General features: G+C 74.7%; 15 protein-coding genes. 4 read left to right on the top strand and 11 right to left on the bottom strand.

Features of this window, described 5'->3' with window-relative positions; all coding sequences use genetic code 11:
* Positions 1-27: 27 nt before the first annotated feature.
* Positions 28-738, bottom strand: coding sequence for a lysophospholipid acyltransferase family protein (locus OG373_RS23025; protein WP_405440022.1), 711 nt, complete (start codon positions 736-738; stop codon positions 28-30).
* Positions 739-926: 188 nt separating this feature from the next.
* On the opposite strand from OG373_RS23025, the gene OG373_RS23030 reads away from it, so the two are divergent.
* Positions 927-1,178: an acyl carrier protein gene (locus OG373_RS23030; protein WP_405440024.1), complete on the top strand. Its 252-nt coding sequence runs from the start codon at positions 927-929 to the stop codon at positions 1,176-1,178.
* A gap of 97 nt (positions 1,179-1,275) precedes the next feature.
* Here the strand turns inward: OG373_RS23030 and OG373_RS23035 are convergent, their stop codons facing one another.
* The 10 genes from OG373_RS23035 to OG373_RS23080 form a co-directional block, all read right to left on the bottom strand.
* The gene (locus OG373_RS23035) at positions 1,276-3,042 is read right to left on the bottom strand and encodes a beta-ketoacyl synthase N-terminal-like domain-containing protein (RefSeq protein WP_405440026.1); all 1,767 of its coding nucleotides are present in this window, start codon (positions 3,040-3,042) and stop codon (positions 1,276-1,278) included.
* Positions 3,043-3,044: 2 nt separating this feature from the next.
* Positions 3,045-9,296 (bottom strand): SDR family NAD(P)-dependent oxidoreductase, encoded by a 6,252-nt coding sequence (locus OG373_RS23040; RefSeq protein ID WP_405440028.1) that lies wholly within the window; start codon positions 9,294-9,296, stop codon positions 3,045-3,047.
* Between the two features lie 115 nt (positions 9,297-9,411).
* Positions 9,412-10,524, bottom strand: coding sequence for a beta-ketoacyl synthase N-terminal-like domain-containing protein (locus OG373_RS23045; RefSeq protein WP_405440029.1), 1,113 nt, complete (start codon positions 10,522-10,524; stop codon positions 9,412-9,414).
* The gene (locus tag OG373_RS23050; protein ID WP_405440030.1) at positions 10,521-11,795 is read right to left on the bottom strand and encodes a beta-ketoacyl-[acyl-carrier-protein] synthase family protein; all 1,275 of its coding nucleotides are present in this window, start codon (positions 11,793-11,795) and stop codon (positions 10,521-10,523) included. The genes OG373_RS23045 and OG373_RS23050 overlap by 4 nt, the downstream gene beginning before the upstream one ends.
* A 12-nt stretch (positions 11,796-11,807) precedes the next feature.
* Entirely contained in the window at positions 11,808-12,554 is a 747-nt protein-coding gene (gene fabG, locus OG373_RS23055; protein WP_405440031.1) for a 3-oxoacyl-ACP reductase FabG, read from the bottom strand.
* Complete coding sequence (locus tag OG373_RS23060; protein WP_405440032.1) at positions 12,554-12,820, bottom strand: acyl carrier protein; 267 nt, start codon at positions 12,818-12,820, stop codon at positions 12,554-12,556. The genes fabG and OG373_RS23060 overlap by 1 nt, the downstream gene beginning before the upstream one ends.
* Positions 12,821-12,858: 38 nt before the next feature.
* Positions 12,859-13,653 carry an SDR family oxidoreductase gene (locus OG373_RS23065; protein ID WP_405440033.1) on the bottom strand — a complete coding sequence of 265 codons (795 nt, stop codon included), beginning with the start codon at positions 13,651-13,653 and terminating at the stop codon, positions 12,859-12,861.
* A gap of 9 nt (positions 13,654-13,662) precedes the next feature.
* Positions 13,663-14,652, bottom strand: a complete 990-nt coding sequence (locus OG373_RS23070) for a beta-ketoacyl synthase N-terminal-like domain-containing protein (RefSeq protein WP_405440036.1) — start codon at positions 14,650-14,652, stop codon at positions 13,663-13,665.
* The gene (locus OG373_RS23075) at positions 14,649-15,851 is read right to left on the bottom strand and encodes a beta-ketoacyl-[acyl-carrier-protein] synthase family protein (RefSeq protein WP_405440038.1); all 1,203 of its coding nucleotides are present in this window, start codon (positions 15,849-15,851) and stop codon (positions 14,649-14,651) included. Before OG373_RS23075 ends, OG373_RS23070 begins: the two co-directional genes overlap by 4 nt.
* A 4-nt stretch (positions 15,852-15,855) precedes the next feature.
* Entirely contained in the window at positions 15,856-16,659 is an 804-nt protein-coding gene (locus tag OG373_RS23080) for an alpha/beta fold hydrolase (protein ID WP_405440040.1), read from the bottom strand.
* Positions 16,660-16,930: 271 nt separating this feature from the next.
* On the opposite strand from OG373_RS23080, the gene OG373_RS23085 reads away from it, so the two are divergent.
* Genes OG373_RS23085 through OG373_RS23095 form a run of 3 tightly spaced genes read left to right on the top strand, consistent with a single transcriptional unit; the run spans position 16,931 to position 20,159 of the window.
* On the top strand, positions 16,931-17,890 hold the full coding sequence (locus OG373_RS23085) for a sterol desaturase family protein (protein WP_405440041.1): 960 nt from the start codon (positions 16,931-16,933) through the stop codon (positions 17,888-17,890).
* Positions 17,887-19,494 carry an MFS transporter gene (locus OG373_RS23090; RefSeq protein ID WP_405440042.1) on the top strand — a complete coding sequence of 536 codons (1,608 nt, stop codon included), beginning with the start codon at positions 17,887-17,889 and terminating at the stop codon, positions 19,492-19,494. The genes OG373_RS23085 and OG373_RS23090 overlap by 4 nt, the downstream gene beginning before the upstream one ends.
* Entirely contained in the window at positions 19,491-20,159 is a 669-nt protein-coding gene (locus tag OG373_RS23095; RefSeq protein ID WP_405440044.1) for a 4'-phosphopantetheinyl transferase, read from the top strand. The genes OG373_RS23090 and OG373_RS23095 overlap by 4 nt, the downstream gene beginning before the upstream one ends.
* The last annotated feature ends 23 nt before the right edge of the window (positions 20,160-20,182 follow it).

Below are 20,182 nucleotides of genomic sequence, written 5' to 3' on the forward strand. Positions count from 1 at the left end.
TCGCGTCGTGCGTGCGGGTCGTGGAATTCACGCCCCGGATTCCGCCGCCTGTCCGTGCGCCGCCGATTCCGTCCGGCTCTTCACCGTCGCGGCATAGGTGTGCACGTATTCCTGACCGGACAGCGCGGATATTTCCTGGGTGATCATGTCCGTCACCGTGCGGCGCGCCCGCCGGTCGGATTCGCGTCCGGTGTGCTCGGGGAATGCCATGGGCGCGCCGAAATGGACCTCGAAGCGTGCGACGTGGAGCCGTTTCGCACCGGCCGGGTGCACCCGCTCCGTGCCGACGAGCCCGCAGGGCACCACCGGTGCCCCGCTCCGCAGCGCGATCCACGCCGTGCCGGTGTTCCCCTTGTAGAGGCGCCCGTCGGGCGAGCGCGTGCCCTCGATGTGCACGCCGACCCCATGTCCCTCCCGCAGGATGCGCAGGGAGGTCTCCAGGCCCGCCACGGTCGCGGAACCGCTGGTGCTGTCCACGGAGATCATCCCGACGGCGCGGAAGAACACGCCCTGCAGCCGCCCCTTGAGGCCGGGCATCGTCAGCCATCCCTGCTTCCCGATGAAGTACAGGTGCCGGGGGGTGAGCAGGGCGATGAAGATGGAGTCGAAGAAGGACAGGTGGTTGGCCGCGATGATGAACGGGCCCGATGCCGGCAGGTTCTCGACGCCGGTGACGCGGGGTCGCAGGACGAGCCTCAGCGGAATGAGGAGAAGTCGCCTCAGCAGCATCCGGAGCATGTGCAGGTCTCCATATCTGAACGTCTCGGCCGAGCGTTCAAGGGGAATATAGAAGTGCCTCGAAGAGCGGGCAAGGCTGGTTTAGTTGTGCCGTCAGCCGGATGAAAGGATCGCTTTAGCGGGGCATTGCCCACCTGTTGTTAGGCTGCTGCGCGTTTCCCTGCCTGGTTTTCAGAGACGAGGATGTTGTGCTCCAGAGCGCCGATCTTGCTTCCGTCCGTTCCTTCGTCGTGCGCGAACTCGTCGACTTCGGGGCGGAGCCCGACATGGTCTCGGACGGGGCCAGGCTGGAGGAGCTGGAGATCGACTCGCTCGGCGTCGTCGAACTCACCGCGTCCATCAAGCGCGAGTTCGGCGTCGACGTCCCCCTGGAGGCGCTGACCAAGGACGTCACCGTCGCCGGGGTGATCGCCCTGATCCAGGGGGCGGCAGCAGCCTGACCGGGCGCCGCTGCCCGAGCGACCTGCCGCCACGAGCAGGCAGCGGGCCGGTCCCGGGTTCGCCCGGGACCGGCCCTTCCGCATGCTCCGGGCCGGATCACCCCGCGGGTGCGGGCTCCGCGTCCCGCGGGGCGTAGCGCCGCCGCTCCCACGGATAGGCGGGCAGGTCCAGCACCCGGCGCGGCAGCTCGCCGAAACCGGGCTCCGCGCCCGCCGTGACCTCCTCCGCCTCCGGCGGCAGGAGGCCCTCGGCGACCGCGGTCAGCACGGCCGCCGCGCGGTGGCGGTCGGTCGCCGCCACCCGGATCCGGGTGGCCAGCGCCGAGCGGCCGTGCGTGACGGTGTACGCGAAGGCGGCGTACTCCTCGTCCTTGATCCCGGCCAGCCGGCCCGCCAGCAGGGTCGCGTAGGCCCGTAGCGCGGCCGGGGTACGGGCCGACACCTCGAAGCCGGTGACCGGTACCGGGGCCGCCGCAGCGGCCGGGGCGTCCGGCGGCCGCTCCTCGGGCGCGCCGAGCACGACGTGCGCGTTGGTGCCGCTCATGCCGAAGGAGCTGACTCCCGCGTAGGCACCGGCGCCGGCCGGCCAGGGCTCCAGTTCGGTGGGGATACGCATGCCCGTGCCCGCGAGGTCGATGCGCGGGTTGAGCGTGGTGAAGTGCGGCAGTGGCGGGACCGCCCGGTGCCGCAGGCTCAGCATCGCCTTGATCAGGCCGAGTACGCCCGCCGCCGACTCGGTGTGGCCCAGGTTCGCCTTCGCGGAGCCGAGCAGCACCGGGGTTGCCGTGCCCGTCCGCCCGCCCAGGGCCGCCGCCAGGGCCTCCACCTCGATCGGATCGCCCAGCGCGGTACCGGTGCCGTGGGCCTCCACATGGCCGATGTCGGCCGGGCCGAGGCCGGCCTCCGCCAGCGCCCGCTCGACGAGCCGGGTCTGGGCCAGCACGTTGGGCGCGGTGAACCCCGAGGCGCGGCCGTCGTGGTTGACGGCCGAACCGTGGATCACCGCGTGCACCCGGTCGCCGTCGCGCACGGCGTCCGACAGCCGCTTGAGGACCACGATCCCGCAGCCCTCCGACCGCGTGAACCCGTTGGCCCGTGCGTCGAAGGGCCGGCACACCCCGTCGGGGGAGAGGGCGCCCGTACGCGCCGCCAGGGCGGTGCCGTGCGGTGACAGCACCAGGTTCACCCCGCCGGCCACGGCGATGTCGCACTCGCCGCCGCGCAGCGCCTGCCGGGCCAGATGGACCGTCACCAGCGAGGAGGAGCAGGCCGTGTCCACGGCCATGGCCGGGCCGGTCAGGCCCAGCGTGTGGGCGAGCCGGCCCGCCGAGAAGCAGTGCCCGTTGCCGGTGGCCCAGTACGAGTCGGGGCCCTCGCGCATCCACTCCCGGTAGTCCTGGCCCGTGATGCCCACGTACAGGCCGGTGGCGCCGTCGGCCGCCGCCCGGGCGGCGGGGATCCCGGCGTCGTCCAGGGCCTCCTGGACCACTTCGAGCAGCATCCGGTGCTGCGGGTCGAGGGCGCGCCCCTCACGGGGCGCGACGCCGAAGAAAGGGGCGTCGAACTCCAGCACCTCGTCCAGGAACCCGCCCCGGTGCGGCACCTCGTCCCAGGCAGCGCCGAAAGGATGGCGCCGGGACTCGGGGATCGGGCGCACCGCGTCCGTCCCCGAAGCCAGCGCCGACCAGTAGCCGTCGAGGTCGTCGATGCCGCCGGGCGCCCGCAGACCGACGCCGACCACGGCGATCGGCTGCGCGCCCTTGAGGGCCGCCAGTTCCTCGCGCAGGGCCCGGATCGTCTCCATGGCCCGGCTGACCGGGGTGACGCGGGCGGCTCCCACCGCCTTCGTGTCGTGCGCTTCCACTGTCAGGCCTCCTGTTCCGCGAGCCGCTCGACGAGGGCGCCGGCCAGCGGCCGCAGGGCGCCGTACGTCCACAGCAGGGTGGGTGACAGCCGAAGCCCGAGATCGGCCTCCAGCCGGTTGCGCAGCTCCAGACTCATCAACGAGTCCAGTCCCAGCGACTTGAGCGGGGTCTCCCGGTCGATGGATTCCGCGGGGATCCGCAGCACCCGGCCGGCGAGCTGCCGTACGCGTTCCTCGACCACCGCGGGCCGTTCCCCGGCGGCGCAGCCGTCCAGCAGTTGGCGGAAGTCCCCGCCGGAGGCGGCCCCCGGTTCCTTCGTGGCGCGCAGCAGGCTCCAGCTGGGCAGGCCCGCCGCGGCCGGGTACGTCTCGAACCAGCGGCGCGGATCCAGCGCGACGTAGCCCACGACGCTCTCGCCGTCCGTGAGGAAGAACTCCAGCGCCCGCCAGGCCTCGGCGGCCTCGAACCCGTCCATGCCGCGGTCGGCGAGCCGGTCGCCGCGCTCCGCGGACCGGGCCGCGAGGCCGATGCCGTCGAAGGTGCCCCACTGGACGCTGAGCGCGGGCCGCCCGGCGGCGCGCCGGGCCGTGGCCAGCGCGTCCATGGACGTGTTCGCCGCCGCGTAGGCGGACTGCCCGACGTTGCCGACGAGCCCGGCCGCCGAGGAGAACAGCACGAACAGGTCCAGCGGGTCGTTCGCCGTCAGCCGGTCCAGCTCGGCCGCGCCGTCCAGCTTGGGCGCCAGCACCCGGGCCACGCCCGCCTCGTCGAGGTTGCGCACCACCGCGTCGGAGAGGACGCCCGCCGCGTGGAACACCCCGCGCAGCGCCGGAAGTTCGGCCCGGATCCGGGCGAGGGCCAGGTCCAGGGAGGTGGCGTCGGCGACGTCCGCGTGCACCACCGACACCCGCGCGCCGGCCTCCCGGAGCGCCGCGATGCGCTCCGCCGCCCGCCCGCTCGGCTCCGAACGCCCCAGCAGGGCAAGGGCCGTGGCCCCGCGGGCCACCAGGTGCTCGGCGAGCGAGAGCCCGAGGTCGCCCAGGCCGCCGGTGATCAGGTAGCTCCCGTCGGCGCGGAACCGCCCGTGCGGCAGCGGATCCGCCACCACCCGCTCCACGGACTGCGGAGCGTGCAGCACGAACTTGCCGATGTGGTCGCCGTGCGACATGGCGCGCAGCGCCTCGGCCGCGTCGTCGAAGGTGTACTGGGTGACGGGCAGCGCGCTGAGCCGGCCCGCCTCCACCTCGTCCCAGACGGCGCGGAAGAGCCGGGCGAACCGGTCGGGGCGCCGCATGACGAGCCCCTCCAGGTCCACGGCCGCGAAGCTGACGCCCTTGCGGAACGGCGCGAGCCCCAGCGTGCGCTCGCCGTGGATGTCCTTCTTGCCGACCTCGATGAACCGGCCGTCCTCCGCGAGCACCTCCAGCCCGCGGGTGAGGGCGGCGCCGGTCAGCGAGTTGAGGACCACGTCCACCCCGCGGCCGCCGGTGCGGGTGCGTACCGCGTCCGCCCAGGACGGCTCGCGCGAGTCGAAGACGTGCTCGATGCCCAGCTCCCGCAGGTAGGCGCGCTTGGCCGCGCTGCCCGCCGTCGCGATGACCTCGGCGCCCAGTATCCGGGCCACCTGCACCGCGGCCAGGCCCAGACCGCCGGCCGCGGAGTGGACCAGTACGGTCTCGCCGGGCTCGATCCGGGCCAGGTCGTGCAGCGCGTACCAGGCGGTGGCCAGGACCAGCGGCAGCGCGGCGGCGTCCTCCTGCGTCATCTGCGCGGGCACCGGCCGCGCGTGGCCGGCGCGGACGGTCACGTGCGAGACGATCGCGCCGAAGATGCACGCCACCACCCGGTCGCCGATACGGAACCCGGTCGTGCCGGGGCCCACCGAGACGACGCGGCCCGAGCAGTCGCCGCCGAGCAGCTCCTTGCCGCCCGCCTCGTCGGGGTAGGTGCCCACGGCCTTCATCACGTCGATGAAGTTGAGGGAGGCCGCGTCCACCTCGATCTCGATCTCGCCCGGTCCGGGCGCGCGCCGTGCCAGCGGCAGGTAGCGCAGCGACTCCCACAGGCCCGGCCGCGGGCCGGGGTGCAGCCGGAAGGGCTGGCGGACCGTGTACGGCAGCACCTCACCGGTGTCGTCCGGCCGGCGCCCGCCGCGCTCCAGGCGGCCGGCGAGCCGCCGGCCCGCGCGCTGCAGGACCTGGTCCTCGCGCTCGGCGTCCAGCAGTTCGCGTACGACATCAGCCGCCCAGTCCGCCTCGCGCGCGGTGTCCACCAGCCGGGCCGCGAGGCCCGGGTGCTCGCCCTGCAGCACCCGTACGAACCCCCAGTACAGGGCCGACCCGGGGTCGGGCGCCTCGGTGGCCGAGGCGGCCTGCGCCCGGGTGGTCAGCACGGTCAGGCGCGGCGCGACCGGCCGGTCGGCGCAGGCACCGGCCAGCGCGGCCAGGGCCAGCAGGCCCGCCCGCTGCTCCGCCGCACCCGCCGCGCGGTCCGGGGCCACGAACACGACCTCGCCGCCGTCGGCGGCGCGCAGCGCCTCGGCCGGCACCGGGCCGGCCGGCGGCAGCGTCACCGCGGTACCACCGAGCGCGGCGGCCAGTTCCCCGGCGGCCGCCGCGGCCGACTCCGGGCCGCACACCAGCCAGGGGCCCTGCTGCCGCGCCCCGTCCGGCCCGGCGTACTCCCGTTCGTGGAAGCCGAAGCGGTGCACGCGTTCGGGGGCCGGCCCGGACCGCTCGCCCGTCAGCAGGCGGCGCAGTTCCAGCCCGGCCACCCGGGCGACCGGCTGGCGGTCGGACCCGTACAGGGCCAGGTCGAAGAGGCCGTCGGGCCGGCGCAGCGCGTGCACCCACAGCTCGGTCAGGTCCGAGGGCCGTCCCGGCAGGAGCGAGAGCCGGTCGATCGCCACCGGCACCACGGTGCCCTCGTCCCCGACGAGCGCGAGGGAGAGCTGGAACGCCCCGTCCCACAGGGCGGGGTGCAGCACGAACCGGCGGGCGCCGGGCCGGCACTGCTCGGCGAGGACCACCCGGCCGAGGGCCTCCTCGCCGCGCACGCGCAGTTCGCGTACGCCCTGGAAGGCGGGCCCGTACTGGAGTCCGCGCGCGGTGCAGGACCGGTAGAACGCGGCTCCGTCGACGGCCTGTTCCAGCAGCAGGGCGGCCGGGAAGTCCGGTACGGCCACCTGCTCGGCGCGGTACGAGGCCTGCGCGGTCATGTGCCGCGTCCAGCCGTCGGCTCCGTCGGCCAGCGACAGCACCTCCAGGCCAGCGCCCTCGCCGGCGTCCTCCCGCCAGACGCCGCCCAGGTGCAGTCCGGAGTCGGTGAGGGTCATGTCGCTCAGGAAGGACAGCCCGCGCAGCGACTGCGGGACCCCACCGGTACGGGCGGCCGCGGTGCCCAGGCACAGCTCGACGGAGGCCGCCGCGGGTACGACGACGGCGTCGTGCACCCGGTGGTCGGCGAGCCAGGGGTGGGAGCCGGTGCCGATCTCGGCGGTGCCGTGCCAGGTACCGGCCTCGGTCGGCAGCGGAACCAGCGGGAAGGCGAACGCCGCCGAACGGCCCGCACCGCGCTGCGCCGCACCGACCCAGTAGCTCTCGCGCTGCCACGGGTACGCGGGCACGCCCGCGTCGCGCGAGGCCGGACGCGGGCCGTACGGGGTCAGACCCGCCACGTGGCCCTCCGCGAAGCTCTCCGCGAGGTCCTCGGGGGCGCCCCGGTCCCGGTGCAGGGTGCCCAGGACGGCCGGCGGCTCCTTGCGCAGCGCGCCGATCTGCTCCAGCGCCGGCACCAGGACCGGATGGGCGCTGACCTCCACGACATGGGTGACGCCCTCGTCGAGGAGCGCGTCCACCGCCTCGGCGAACATCACCGGGCGGCACAGGTTCTCCACCCAGTACGCGCCGTCCATCTCCGGACCGTCCAGGGCCGCGGTGCGCACCGTGGACATGAGCGGGATCTCCGCCTTGCCGGGCCGCACCGGAGCCAGCACCTCGTGCAGCTCGCCGGTCAGTTCGCGCATGAGCGGGCTGTGGGAGGCGTAGTCCACGTTGATCAGCCGGCAGTACGTGCCGTCCGCCTCCAGGAGCTCCTTCAGCAGCAGCACCGAGTCGGCGTCGCCGGACAGCACACAGGAGCTGGGGCCGTTGTGCACGGCGAGCGCCACACAGTCCTCGAAGCCCTCCAGGGCGGCGGTGGCCGCGTGCACGTCGAGGTCCACGGCGAGCATTCGGCCCGTGCCCGCGGCGGTGCGCAGCAGGACGGCGCTGCGCCGGGCCACGACCAGGGCGGCGTCCTCCAGCGAGAGGATGCCCGCCACGGTGGCGGCGGAGATCTCGCCCTGGCTGTGGCCGACGACCACGTCCGGCTCGACACCGGCGGCGCGCCAGGCGGCGGCCAAGGCCACCGAGACCGCCCACAGCACCGGCTGGACGATGTCGACGCGCCCCATCCAGGCGTCACCGGCGCGGCCGGTGAGCACCTCGGTCAGGGACCAGCCGGTGTGCGGGGCGAGCGCCTCGGCGCAGCGGTCGATCACGGCGGCGAAGGCGGGGTCCTCGGCGTACAGCCGGGTGCCCATCGCGGCCCACTGCGAGCCCTGGCCGGGGAAGACGAAGGCAGTGCGGCCGCGTTCGCGGGCCCGGCCGGTGACGGTGCTCGACGAGGTGGCCTCCGGATCGGCCGCGTACGCGTCGAGCGCGGCGCGCAGCCCGTCGCCGTCGGTGGCGACGAGGCCGGCCCGGAAGGGGAACCGGTCGCGCTGCCAGCCCAGGGCCGCGGCGATCTCCCGCGGGTCGGCGCCGGGCCGGTCCAGGGCAGCGCGCACGTCGCGGGCGCGCTGCACGAGCGCCGGCCGGCTGTGGGCGCTGAGCGGCAGGACGAAGGGCGCGTCACGGCCGGTGGCGCCCGCGTCGGCGTCCGTTCCGGCGTCCGTTCCGGCTTCGGTTTCGGCTTCTGCTCCGGCGACCGGCGGGGCGGCGGTGATCACGGCGTGGGCGTTGGTGCCGCCCCAGCCGAAGGAGCTGACGCCGAGGTAGACCGGGCCGTCCGTGGGCAGCGGGAGCGGCTCCCGGACGACCTGGAGGCCCAGTTCGCCGAAGGGGATGTCGGGGTTCAGCTCGGCGGAGTGCAGGCTGGGCGGTACGACGCCGTTCTTCAGCGAGAGCACCGCCTTGAAGAGCCCGGCGAGGGCGGCCACCGGCTCCAGGTGCCCGATGTTCGTCTTCACCGAACCGATGCCGAGCGGCCGGCCCGCCCGCTCGGGGGCCTGACCCAGCACCCTGCCGAGGGCCGTCGCCTCGACGGGGTCGCCGGCCCGGGTGCCGGTGCCGTGCGCCTCCACGTACGCGACCCGGTCGAGCGGGATGCCGGAGTCCGCGTAGACGTGGCGCAGCAGGTCCTCCTGGCCGGCCGCACTGGGCGTCACCAGGCTGGTGCCGCCGCCGTCGTTGTTCGATGCGGTCCGCACGATCACCGCGTGCACCCGGTCGCCGTCCCGGCGGGCCTGCGCCAGGGACTTGAGGTAGACGGCGGCGACGCCCTCGCCGCGGACGAACCCGTCGGCCCCGGCGCCGAAGGCACTGCACCGGCCCTTCGGCGAGAGACCGCCGAAGTGGGTGAGTCCGATGGTCACGTCCGGGGTCAGCATCAGGTTGGCCGCGCCGACCAGGGCGCCGTCCACATCGCCGGAGCGGATCGCCTGGCAGGCCAGGTGGAGGGCGACCAGGGAGGAGGAGCAGCCGGTCTCCAGCGTCAGGCTGGGACCCGTGAGGCCGAGGAAGTAGGAGATCCGCGCGGAGAGCATGTCGAGCGCGTTGCCGGAGATGGAGTGCTGGGTCGGGCGGGCGCCGCGGTCCTCGCGCAGCCGCTCGTAGTCCTGCCACAGTCCGCCGAAGTAGACGCCGGTGCGGGTGCCGCCCAGGCTCGCGGTGGGTATGCCCGCGTCCTCCAGGGCCAGCCAGCTGGTCTCCAGCATCAGCCGCTGCTGCGGGTCGAGGACCTCCGCCTCGCGCGGGGAGACCCCGAAGAACGCGGCGTCGAACTCGTCGATGCCTTCCAGGAATCCGCCGTGGGCCTGGATCTCCTTCTCCGGGTCCAGGGGCTGATCGGTGTTCCAACGGGCCTTGGGGACGGGGCGGATCGCGTCACCGCGGTCCATGAGCAGGTCCCAGAACCGGTCCGTGTCGGGAGCGTCGGGGAATCGCCCTGCCATCCCCACGATGGCGATCAGCTCAGCCGGGTCGTGATTCACTTCCTACCTCCGTACGGCAGGGGCCGGAGGTCCGGTTCTCCCTGGTGCGTTCATGAGTTCTGGGTTCTGGGTTCTTGGTTCTGCGTTCCGGGGTCCGACTTCGGGAACCGCGTCGCTACGGGACGCGGACGACGACGGCCGCGGCCTGCCCGTTCCCGTCGGTCGTCAGGACCAGCGCGGGTCCGCCGCCGGGCCCCCGATCGGCCAGGGCCCGCGCGGTCAGCGCGACCTGGAGCAGGGTGGTGGCGCCCGCGCAGTCACCGAGGGCGCCGAAGGGGCTGAGGACGGGCACGTCCGGGCCGACGGCCTCCCGCACGGCGGCGGTTTCCGCGGCCTGCGGGCCGTCCGCGGTGTCCGCGGTGTCCGCCGGCTGCCCGCCGGTGGCGGAGGAGCAGACGAGGGACAGCTCCCCGGCCGCCACACCGGCCGCGGCCAGCGCCGCGCCGATCGCCGGGCCGGCGGCGCTCCCTCCGTCGACCGCGCCGCGCAGGGTGCTCGGTGCCGCGATCTCCGCGTGCACCCGGGCGCCGCGGGCGCGGGCCCGTCCGGCGTCCTCGACGACGAACACCACCGCGGCCTCACCGGGCGGCGCACCGCCGCCGTCCGCGGCGAGCCGGAGCGGATCCAGGATGTCCACGGCCGCCACGAGCACGGCCTCCGCCTGCCCGGTGGCCACGTAGTCGGCCGCGACGGTCAGCGCGTGGGCGCCCGAGCAGCGTCCGGCGGTGACCGTGACGATGCTGCCCTGCGCGCCCGCGGCGATGGACAGGTCCGAGGCCGCGGCGTTCAGGCTGCCCTGCGGGCCGGCGTACGGGCTGACGAGTTCGGGCCCGAGGGTCAGGCCGTCCCGCAGCACCTGGAGGTACCCGGACAGACCGGCGGCGGCGGTGCCCAGGACCACGGCCGTCTCCTGCGGGTCCGGCGCCGCGTCCGCCCCGAACCCGGCGTCCTGCCAGGCGAGCGTCCCGAGCCGGGAGACGAGCAGGGACTCGCGGCTCAGCGCCCGCAGCCGGCGGCGGCCGAAGGCCGGTACGTCGGGCAGGTCGTCGGCCAGCGCGCCCGCCGGGGCCTTGACCTCGCCCGGGTACAGGCCGTCGGTGGCGGCCGTCGGCGTGAAGCCGGTCCGGCCGGCCGCGAGCGCCTCCAGGGTCGCGTCGAGGCCGGGGCCGAGCGCGGTGGCCAGGGCCATGCCGGTGACGGCGGCGGTCGGGCCGGCGGTCGGGCTCATCGGGGGCTCCCTGCTGTGCTCGTGACGGTGCCCGGGCGGGCGCCTGTGCGGGTGCCAGTGACGGTGCCCGGTCGGGTGAAGACGGTGCAGGCGGTGTTGCCCCCGAAACCGAAGGCGTTGTTGACCGCCACCCGCACCGGGGTCTCGCGCGCCCGACCCCGTACGACGTCCACGTCGCACTCCGGGTCGAGGTCGACCAGGTTGGCCGTCGGCGGGATCACCCCGTCGCGCAGCGCCAGGACGCATGCCACGGCCTCGATCGCGCTCGCCGCGCCCTGGGTGTGGCCCAGGGCCCCCTTCAGCGAGGTCACGGCGGGGGTCAGCGGGCCGAAGACCTCCCGCAGGGCCTGGGCCTCGACCCGGTCGTTGGACGGGGTGCCGGTGCCGTGCGCGCTGACGTGGTCGACCCGGTCGGGCGAGATCCCGGCCATCCCCAGGGCCCGCAGCATCGAGCGGCGGGCGCCGCTGCCCTGCGGGTGCGGGGCCGTCATGTGGTGGGCGTCGGACGCCGAGGCCCAGCCCGCGAGTTCGGCGTACACATGCGCGCCGCGGCGGCGGGCGTGCTCGTACGACTCCAGGACCAGTGCCGCGGCGCCCTCGGAGACCACCAGCCCGGCGCGGCCCCGGTCGAACGGCCGCAGGCAGTCGGGGGCCAGCGAGCGCAGGCTGGCGAACATCATCATGATGCCGCTGGACAGCTCGTCCACCCCGCCGGCGATCATCACGTCGGCGCGGCCCGCCCGGATGGTGTCCGCGGCGTGCGCCAGCGCGCTGTTGCCCGAGGCGCAGGCCGTGGCGACCGCCGGGCCCGGGCCGAGGAAGCCCCGTTCACGGGCCACCGCGTCCATGAGGTCCGCCGCCGATCGCCGCGCGGCGGGGGCGTCCGTACCGCGGTGGAAGCCGGTGACGGCCGGTTCCAGTCCGGCGCGGCTGCCCAGCAGGGTGCCGAGGCAGATCCCGGCCCGGTACGGGTCCCCGGTCCACCGGGAGATCCCGGCGTCGGCCGCGGCGGCCGCCACCGCGGCCGAGGCGAGCCGCAGGCTGCGGTCACCGCGGGCGCGCGGCGCGTCGAAGCCGCTGACCTCGCCGGCCAGCCGGGCCGGGAAGTCGGCCGCGTCGGGGCGGTTCAGCGGCGCCGTGCCGACGACCCCGCGCACCGCCGCGTCCCAGAAGCCCTCCACGGTCGTACCGATCGGGGTGAGCACACCGAGGCCGGTCACGACGACCGCCGTGGACCTCCGGTGCGCCGTCGCCGCTGCTGTTGCTGCCATCAACGCGCTCCCTCAGTTGCCGATGCCGCCATCGATCCGGATCACTTGTCCCGTGATGTAGGCGGCGCGTTCCGACGCCAGGAACGCGACGGTGTCGGCCACCTCCGCCGCGGTGCCGATCCGGCCGAGCGGGATCTGGGCGAGGACGGCCTCGCGGGCCTTGGCCTTCATCCCGTCGGTCATGTCCGTCGCGATCAGACCGGGGGCCACGACGTTGGCGCGGATGCCGAACCGGGCCACTTCCTTGGCCAGCGACTTGGTGAAGCCGATGATCCCGGCCTTGGAGGCCGCGTAGTTGGCCTGCGTGGCGCTGCCGCACACCCCCGCCACGGACGACAGGGTGACGATGCTGCCCCGGCCCTGCTTCATGAGGGCGAAGACCGCGGCCCGGCACACGTTGTAGGTGCCGGTCAGGTTGGTGTCGATGACGCTGGTCCAGGCCTCCTGGCCCATCGTCACCAGCGGGCCGTCCTGGACGATGCCCGCGCTGGTGACGATCGCGTCGATCGCCCCGAGCCGCTCCTGCGTGCCGTCGAGGAAACCGCGTACGGCGTCCGGGTCCGTCACGTCCACGGACGCGGCGAGGACCCGGCCGCCGTGCTCGGCGGCGAGGCGCTCGATGGCATCGGCGTCGGCGGGGCGGGAGCGGTAGCAGTAGCCGACGTCGTAGCCGTCGGTCAGGAACCGCTCCACGACGGCCCGGCCGATGCCGCGCGATCCGCCGCTGACCACCGCGACCCGGCGGCTGTCCTGCGGCATCACGCGGTCTCGAGCTTCTCTGCCAGCAGGTCGTGCACGACCTTGAGGGAACGCATCAGCTGGAGGTTCGACTCCTCCATCTTCACGTGGTACTTGCGCTCCAGGGTGACGAGGATCTCCAGCGCCAGCAGGGAGTCGACGTCGAGGTCCTCCTTGAAGTCGGCGGTGTCGGTCACCTCGGAGGCGTCGACGTCCAGGATCTCCGCGATGGTGCCGCGGAGGTCCTCGATGTCCAGGACGGCGGCGCTGGTGGTCTGCTCGGGCATGATCGTTCTCTCCTGCTGTCGGATGGGCGGTGCGGGGATCAGACGAGGCCTTCGCCGCCGTCGACGTCGATGACGTTGCCGGTCATCCACGACGAGTCGGTGGCCGAGAGCATGACGACGGCCTCGGCGACGTCCTCGGGGACGGTGAGGCGGCCGTGCGGGTTCGACTCCGAGGCGTGCCGGGCCAGGCCGTCGCTGCCCGGGATGCGCAGCAGCGCCGGGGTGAGGGTCAGTCCGGCACGCAGGGCGTTCACCGAGACACCGGAGGGGGCCAGTTCGACGGCCAGCTGGCGCACGTGCGAGGCCAGGGCGGACTTGGCGGCGGAGACCGCGCCGTAGCTCGGCATCACCCGGCCGTCGCCGCGGCTGGTGAGCGCGAACACCTTGGCGCCGCGCGGCAGCAGTCCGGCCACCCACAGGTCCCGCACCCAGTACACGAGGCTGTGGCCCATGACGTCGACGGTCATGTCCATCTGGCGCGGGGTGATGACATCGTCCTGACCCTCCTGCGGGAGGAAGGGCAGCAGGCTGCCGAAGGCGAGGGAGTGCAGCAGCACCCGTACGCCGTCGGGCCCGGCCAGCTCCTTCAGCAGGGGCACCAGCTCGGCGCGGGTCTGCTTGCCGGCGGCGTTGGCGTTGTGGAAGGACACCTGCACCCCCGTGGCGCGCAGCTCCTCCACCAGCTGGTCGGCCTCCTCCTGCTGGGCCGCCGTGCCGAAGTGGACGCCGAAGATGTTCGCGCCCTCCTTGGCCATGGCCAGGGCGGTGGCCCGGCCCATGCCGCTGGAGGCGCCCAGGATCAGGCACCAGGAGCCCTTGACGGAAGTCAGCATGTGTACCTCTCAGTTGGTGTGTCGGTGGGAGTGGATCGAGGCCAGCGCCACGGTGCCCGCGCGGGAGGCGACGACGGCCACCCGGGTGCCGCCGGCCGCGGGGAGGGGGCGCGCCGCCAGCCGGGCCACCGGGGCGAGCGCCCCGGCACGCGCCCCGGAGTGCTCGGTCGAGACCGGCGCACGCCCGGCGCACCAGGCGCGCAGGGCGCGGGCGACGGCGTCGCCGACCGGGGAGGGGTCGGCCAGCAGCTCGACCTCGTAGGGGCCGGGACCGGCCGCGCAGAGGGCGTCCAGCGCCTGTCGTACGGAGTCCTCCGCGAGCGCGCGGCCCTGCGGAGCGGCCAGCGCGGGCGGCGGCAGGAACCGCAGTACGGTCCGCAGCACCGCCCCGTCGGCCGGTACGGGACCGCCGCCCGGGCGCAGCACGAGCAGCGCGGCACCCGCCTCCGGCACGGCGTCACCGGCCCGCGGGTCGGGGGCCTCGGTGGCACCGGCCAGCGCCACGGCGGTGCGGCCCGCGGCCAGTTCGAGGGCGGCCAGGTGCAGGGCTTCGATCCCGGCCACCCGGGGCGAGGTCACCGTCAGGTTGAAGCCCTTGAGCCGGTGTTCGGTCGACAGACGGGCGGCGACGAGGTTCACCGAGAAGTACGGCACGCCCATGGGACTCAGCGCGCCGGCCCCCTCCCGGCGGACCGTCCCCTCGATGTCGGCGTGCAGGGCCGCCACGGCGCTGTTCGTACCGACGACGGCGCCGCGGAGCTCCGGGGCGTGCCGCTGCTCCTCCTCGCCGGAGGCGGCCAGGGCGGTGCGGGCGGCCGCGAGCAGGTACTGGCAGGCGGGCGGGAGGTACTTGTACCCCCGGCCCAGCCGTGCGCGGTGGTCGAACCAGGGCGCCCGGGGGTCGGTCCCGTCCGGCGGCAGCACCAGGGCCGCGCCGTGCACGACGGACTCGGCCACCGAGACCGGCACCGGCACCGTCATCGCCGCCGTTGCCGTCACCGCGCCTCGCCCCCGAACACCATCGTGAAGTTGCTCCCGCCGAACGCGTACGCGTTGACCAGGACGTTCGGCCGCTCCAGCACGGTCGGTCCGTCCTGCGGCAGCAGGACCGGGCACTCGGGGTCCGGGTGCGCCAGCGGTACGTTCGCCGGGATCTCCCCGTGCCGGGCCATCAGCGCGGCGGACACGGCGGCGAAGGCCGCGGCGGCCCCGGCGGTGTGCCCGATGAAGGCCTTCAGACTGAACAGCGGCGTCCGCGCGGCGTGTTCGCCGAGGACCTCCCGCAGCACCTGGTGCTCGATCACGTCGTTCTGCCGGGTGCCGGTGCCGTGCGGGACGACGCAGCCGATGTCGCCGGGCCCGAGCGCCGCCTCGTCCAGGGCCGCGCGGGCGACCCGTACCAGCTGTTCGCCGCCCGGATCGGGTGCGGTGGGGTGGTGGGCGTCGCAGCTCCAGGCGGTGCCCAGCACCCGGCCGTATGTACGGCGCCCGGCCGCGGCCCGCGCCGACTGCAGGACCAGCACGGCGGCTCCCTCGCCGAAGACGGTTCCCCGGCGTTCGGCGTCGAAGGGGCGGCAGGTCTCGGGATCGGCGGCGCCGAGCCGGCTGAAGCTCGCGAGCGGTACCCAGGCGATTCCCTCGGCGCCGCCCAGCAGGACGGTGTCCGCCTCGCCGCGGCGGATCAGGTCCACGGCGACGGACAGCGCGTACCCGCTGGCGGCGCAGGCGTTGCTGACGCTGATGTTCGTGCCGAACGTGCCGAGTTCGCCGCCGACCGAGGCGGCGACGGAGAACATCGGCTCCCAGCCGCCGTCGCCGTCAACGGTGCTCCCGTCGGCGCCCTCGCGGCCGCCGCTCTCGCCGACCGCGGTGCCGATCACCACGGCCGCCTCCGCGAGCTCGCGCGGCCCGAGGCCGGCGTCCGCCACCGCCTCGCGGGCGGCGGCGAGCGCGAAGCCCGCGGCACGGCCCAGGTCGCCCCGCGCGCCGACGGCGGCCGGGCCGGCCGCTCCGGCCGCCCCGTCGGCGACCTGGTAGGCGAGGACGTCCGGTACCCGTTCGGTGAGGCCCGGCACGGGGGTGGGCCGCGCGGTGGCCGCGGCGGCCTTCAGCCCGGTCCAGAACTCGCTCGCGCTGCCGCCGAGACAGCTGACCGCGCCGATTCCGGTCACGAAGACGTCGGGGGTGGAGGGGTCCAAGGGGTCAACTCGCTCTCGTGGCGGCCGCGGACGGCGCCGCGATGTGTTCGGCGATCAGCCGGTGGACCGTGTCCGCGAACAGCCGGGGCCGCTCGCTCATCGGGAAGTGCCCGCAGCCCCGCAGCAGTTCCAGCCGTCCCTGGGGCAGGGCGGCCGCCAGTGCGGCGGCGTCGCGCGGCGGGGCGAAGCGGTCGTCCTCCCCGGCGACGACGAGCACCGGCAGGCCGAGGCCCCGGGTGTCGACGGAGGGGGTGCGCAGGTAGCTCTCCCAGAACCGCAGCCAGCCGTACGGACCGACGCGGTCGCGCACGAGGACGGCCATGTCCCGGCGCATCTGCGGGGCGAGCTCACGGACCGCATGGAGCCGCAGCGCCTCCTCGAAGACCTCCTGGAAGATGCCGAGGTAGTGGGCGGCGTCGTCCCAGTGGAAGTCGGCCGGGTCCGCGCGGTGGAAGGGCGATACGACGACCAGCGCGCGGGGCCGCTCGCCCCGCGGGACGCCGGCCAGGTACTGGACGGCGAGGACGGCGGAGAAGGAGTGCGCGACGACGACGTCGGCCCCGCCCGGTACCGCGGCCAGTGCGGAGCCGATCCACTCGGCGGGGTCACCGCCCCGGCTCCAGTCGGTCGGGCCGGCCGTTCCCCAGGGGAGCTCCGCCGTCCACAACTCGACGGCCGGGGCAGCGTGTTCGGCGTAGGCGCGCCAGCTGGTCCCGCTCGCGGCCAGCCCGTGCAGGGCGAGTACGCGTACGGGGCCCGTGCCCCGGGCGGGCCGCTCCAGGCGGACCTCCACGTGACTCCCGCTCATCCGCACCCCGTTCCTGGAATCGTTCGAAAGGGCGACGACCCGGAAATGGTGATTTCGATCGACGCGCGGCCGGTGTTCTCTACCCGTGTGCTCTCCGGGATTCTGCCGAGCCGACGGCGAGCGTACCGGGTGGCGGCTAAAACGAGACTTAAACAGTCCTGCTCGACTGCCCGTTATCGGCGGTGCAGGCGGGAGTTAAGGACGGCTTTAGGGGGCCTTTTAGGGAGCGTCTTTACGCTATTGCGGAAGTCGAAACCAAGGAGACAGACCGATGCTCGATAAGGTCCTGGACCGGCTGCACGATCCAGCGGTCTACGCCCTGCCCGCCATGGCCCTGCTGATCGTGATCGAGATGCTGGCGATCAAGTTCGGAGACGACCATGACGAGCGGCCCGGGTACGACCTCCGGGACCACCGGGCGAGCATCCTCACGGGCTTCGGCGCGCTGCTCTCGTCCACCCTGCTGCGGACCGTGGCGCTCGCGCTGTACCTGCTGGTCTACGAGTACGTGGCGCCCTGGCACCTGTCGTCCACGTCGTGGACCACGTGGGTGATCCTCTTCTTCGGCGTGGAGTTCCTCCTCTACTGGTACCACCGCGCCGCGCACGGCATCCGGCTCATCTGGGCCGGCCACCAGGTGCACCACTCCAGCCAGTACTTCAACCTCTCGACCGCCCTGCGCCGCAAGTGGGCCCAGTGGTTCGAGAAGATGATCTGGCTGCCGCTGCCCCTGCTGGGCGTGCACCCCGCGCTGGTGTTCACGATGCACTCGGCCCACCTCGTGTACGGGCTCTTCGCGCACACCGAGAAGATCGGCAAGCTGCCGCGCCCCATCGAGTACATCTTCGTGACGCCCTCGCACCACCGGGTGCACCACGGCAACGACCCGGAGTACCTGGACAAGAACTTCGGCAGCATCCTGATCTTCTGGGACCGCATCTTCGGCACCTTCCAGCCCGAGGTGCAGCGCCCCACGTACGGCCTGACCAAGCAGATCGAGACCTTCTCCATCTGGAAGATCCAGGTCCACGAGTTCGGCAACATGTTCCGCGACGTACGCGGGGCCCGCACCCTGCGCCACAAGCTCGGCTACGTCTTCGGCCCGCCCGGCTGGAAGCCCGCGGAGGACGGCGACGGCACCCGGGACGGCCGGCGCGGCGGCGAACGCGACGGCTCCGGCGAGACGTCCGGCCTGGCGGCCGCGAGGCAGCCGGGTGAGCTCCTTACATGAGCGGGGCGACCGGACACGCCGCGGCCGCCGAGGGGCAGGGCGGCCCGCCCGCCGCGACGCGCCGCGGGGTGCGGGGCCACCCCTGGCTGACCCTGCTGACCCTGTCGGTGGGGGCCATGATGGTCTCGCTCGACGGGACCATCGTCACCGTCGCCCAGCCGGCCATGCAGGCCGACCTGGGGGCGAGCCTGACCGGCATCCAGTGGGTGACGAACGGCTACCTGCTCGCGGTCGCCGCCCTGCTGATCGCCGCCGGCCGGCTCGGGGACCGGTACGGCCACCGCACCGTCTTCCTCATCGGCGCCGCCGGCTTCACGGCCACCTCGGTGGCCATCGGCGCCTCCGGCAGCCTGGGCTGGGTGATCGGCCTGCGCGTCCTGCAGGGCGTGTTCGGCGCGCTGATGCAGCCGGCCACCCTCGGCCTGCTGCGCACGGCCTTCCCGGCCGAGAAGCTCAACATGCCGATCGCCGTGCGCAGCGCCGTCATCGCGGCGTCGACCGCGGCCGGCCCCGTCGTCGGCGGACTGCTCGTCGAACACGCGGCATGGAGCTGGGTGTTCTTCCTCAACGTGCCGCTGGGCGCCCTCGCCCTGGTGCTGGGCGTCGTCGTCCTGCGCGACGCGCGGGCCGAGCGCGGGCGGTCCGGGCGGCTGGACCTGCTGGGCATGGCCGTCCTCGGCGGCGCGCTCTGCCTGTTCGTCGGCGGCCTGGCCACGGTCGCGGACCGGGGCCGGCCCGATGCCCGGACCACGGTGCTGCTGGCCGCCGCGCTGCTGCTCGGCGCCTTCTTCGCCTGGTGGGAGCGGCGGGCCGACGATCCGCTGGTGCCGCCGCGGATCTTCCGGTCGGTGCGGTTCACGGTGGGCGTCCTGACCATGCTCGCCATGTCGTTCGTGATGTTCGGAGCCCCGTTCGTCCTGATCTTCTACCTGCAGAACGTGCTCGGGCTGTCGCCCGCGGACTCGGGGATCCGGGTTCTCGGCCTGACCCTGCTGATGATCGTGGGCGCGCCGCCCGCGGCCATGTGGATCAGCAGGTCCGGCCCCCGGGCCCCGGTGGTCGCCGGACTGCTCGTCACGGCCACCGCCATGTGCGCCCTCTCCGGGCTCGACGCCCGGTCCGGGACGCTGGAGACGACCCTGTGCTTCTTCCTCCTCGGGCTCGGCTTCAGCCCGGTGATGGTCGGCGCCACCAAGCTCGTCATCAGCAGCGCGCCGGTGGAACTGTCCGGTGTGGCCGGCGGGATGCAGCAGACGTCCATGCAGGTGGGCGGCAGCCTGGGCACCGCCGTCGCGGGCGCCCTGGTCGCGGCCCACACCGCGTCCGCCCTGCCCGGCCGCCTCGCCGCGGAGGGCGTCGTGCTGGAGCCCGGCGCCCTCGACGAGGCGGTCCGCAAGGTGGCCGTGGGTCTCGCACCGGAGGCCGGTGCGGTCGACGCGGCGCAGGCCACGCTGACCCGGATCGGGCAGACGGTGTTCCTGGAGGGCATGCAGCAGGCTCTCCTGGCGACCGCGGCGGTGGCGGCCCTGGGCGCCGTCGCCGGCCTCTTCGCGGGGCGCGGCAAGGCCGCGCCCCCGGGATCCGGCGAAGGGCACGACCGGTGATCGAGCGGATCCTGCCCGCCGGCGTGGCCAGTGCGGCGGAGTACGCGGACGTACCCGCACCCCGGCTCTACCCGGAGGAACTGGCCGCCGTGGCCGGGGCCTCCGAGCGGCGCCGCCGCGCTTTCGGCACCGGGCGGCACTGCGCCCGCCGGGCGCTGGACCGCCTCGGCGTGCCCGCCGGGCCGGTGCCCGTGGGCGGCTCGGGGGAACCCCTGTGGCCCGCGGGGGTGGCCGGCGCCATCACCCACTGCGAGGGCTACCGGGCGGCGGCCGCCGCCCGGTCCGCGGAGCTGGCCGGACTCGGCATCGACGCCGAACCGCACGTTCCGCTGCCTCCGGGAGTCCTGGAGGCGGTGGCGCTCCCGCACGAGCGCCGGCAGCTGCGGGCGCTGGGCGGGTCCCGGCCCGGGCTGCACTGGGACACGGTCCTGTTCAGCGCCAAGGAGTCGGTCTACAAGGCGTGGTTCCCGCTCACCGGGCGCTGGCTCGACTTCACCCAGGCCGAGCTCCGGTTCCGTCCGGAACCGGGTCCGGCCACCGGCGAGGGCGAGTTCCACGCCCGCCTGCTCGTTCCGGGCCCGGTGGCGGGCGGCCGTACCGTACGGCATTTCGACGGCCGCTGGCTGGTGGCCGACGGCCTGGTGATCACGGCGGTCACCGTATGACCCGGGGCGTGAATGCGCGGCCC

This window comes from Streptomyces avidinii, assembly GCF_045161815.1.
Taxonomy (GTDB): domain Bacteria; phylum Actinomycetota; class Actinomycetes; order Streptomycetales; family Streptomycetaceae; genus Streptomyces; species Streptomyces avidinii.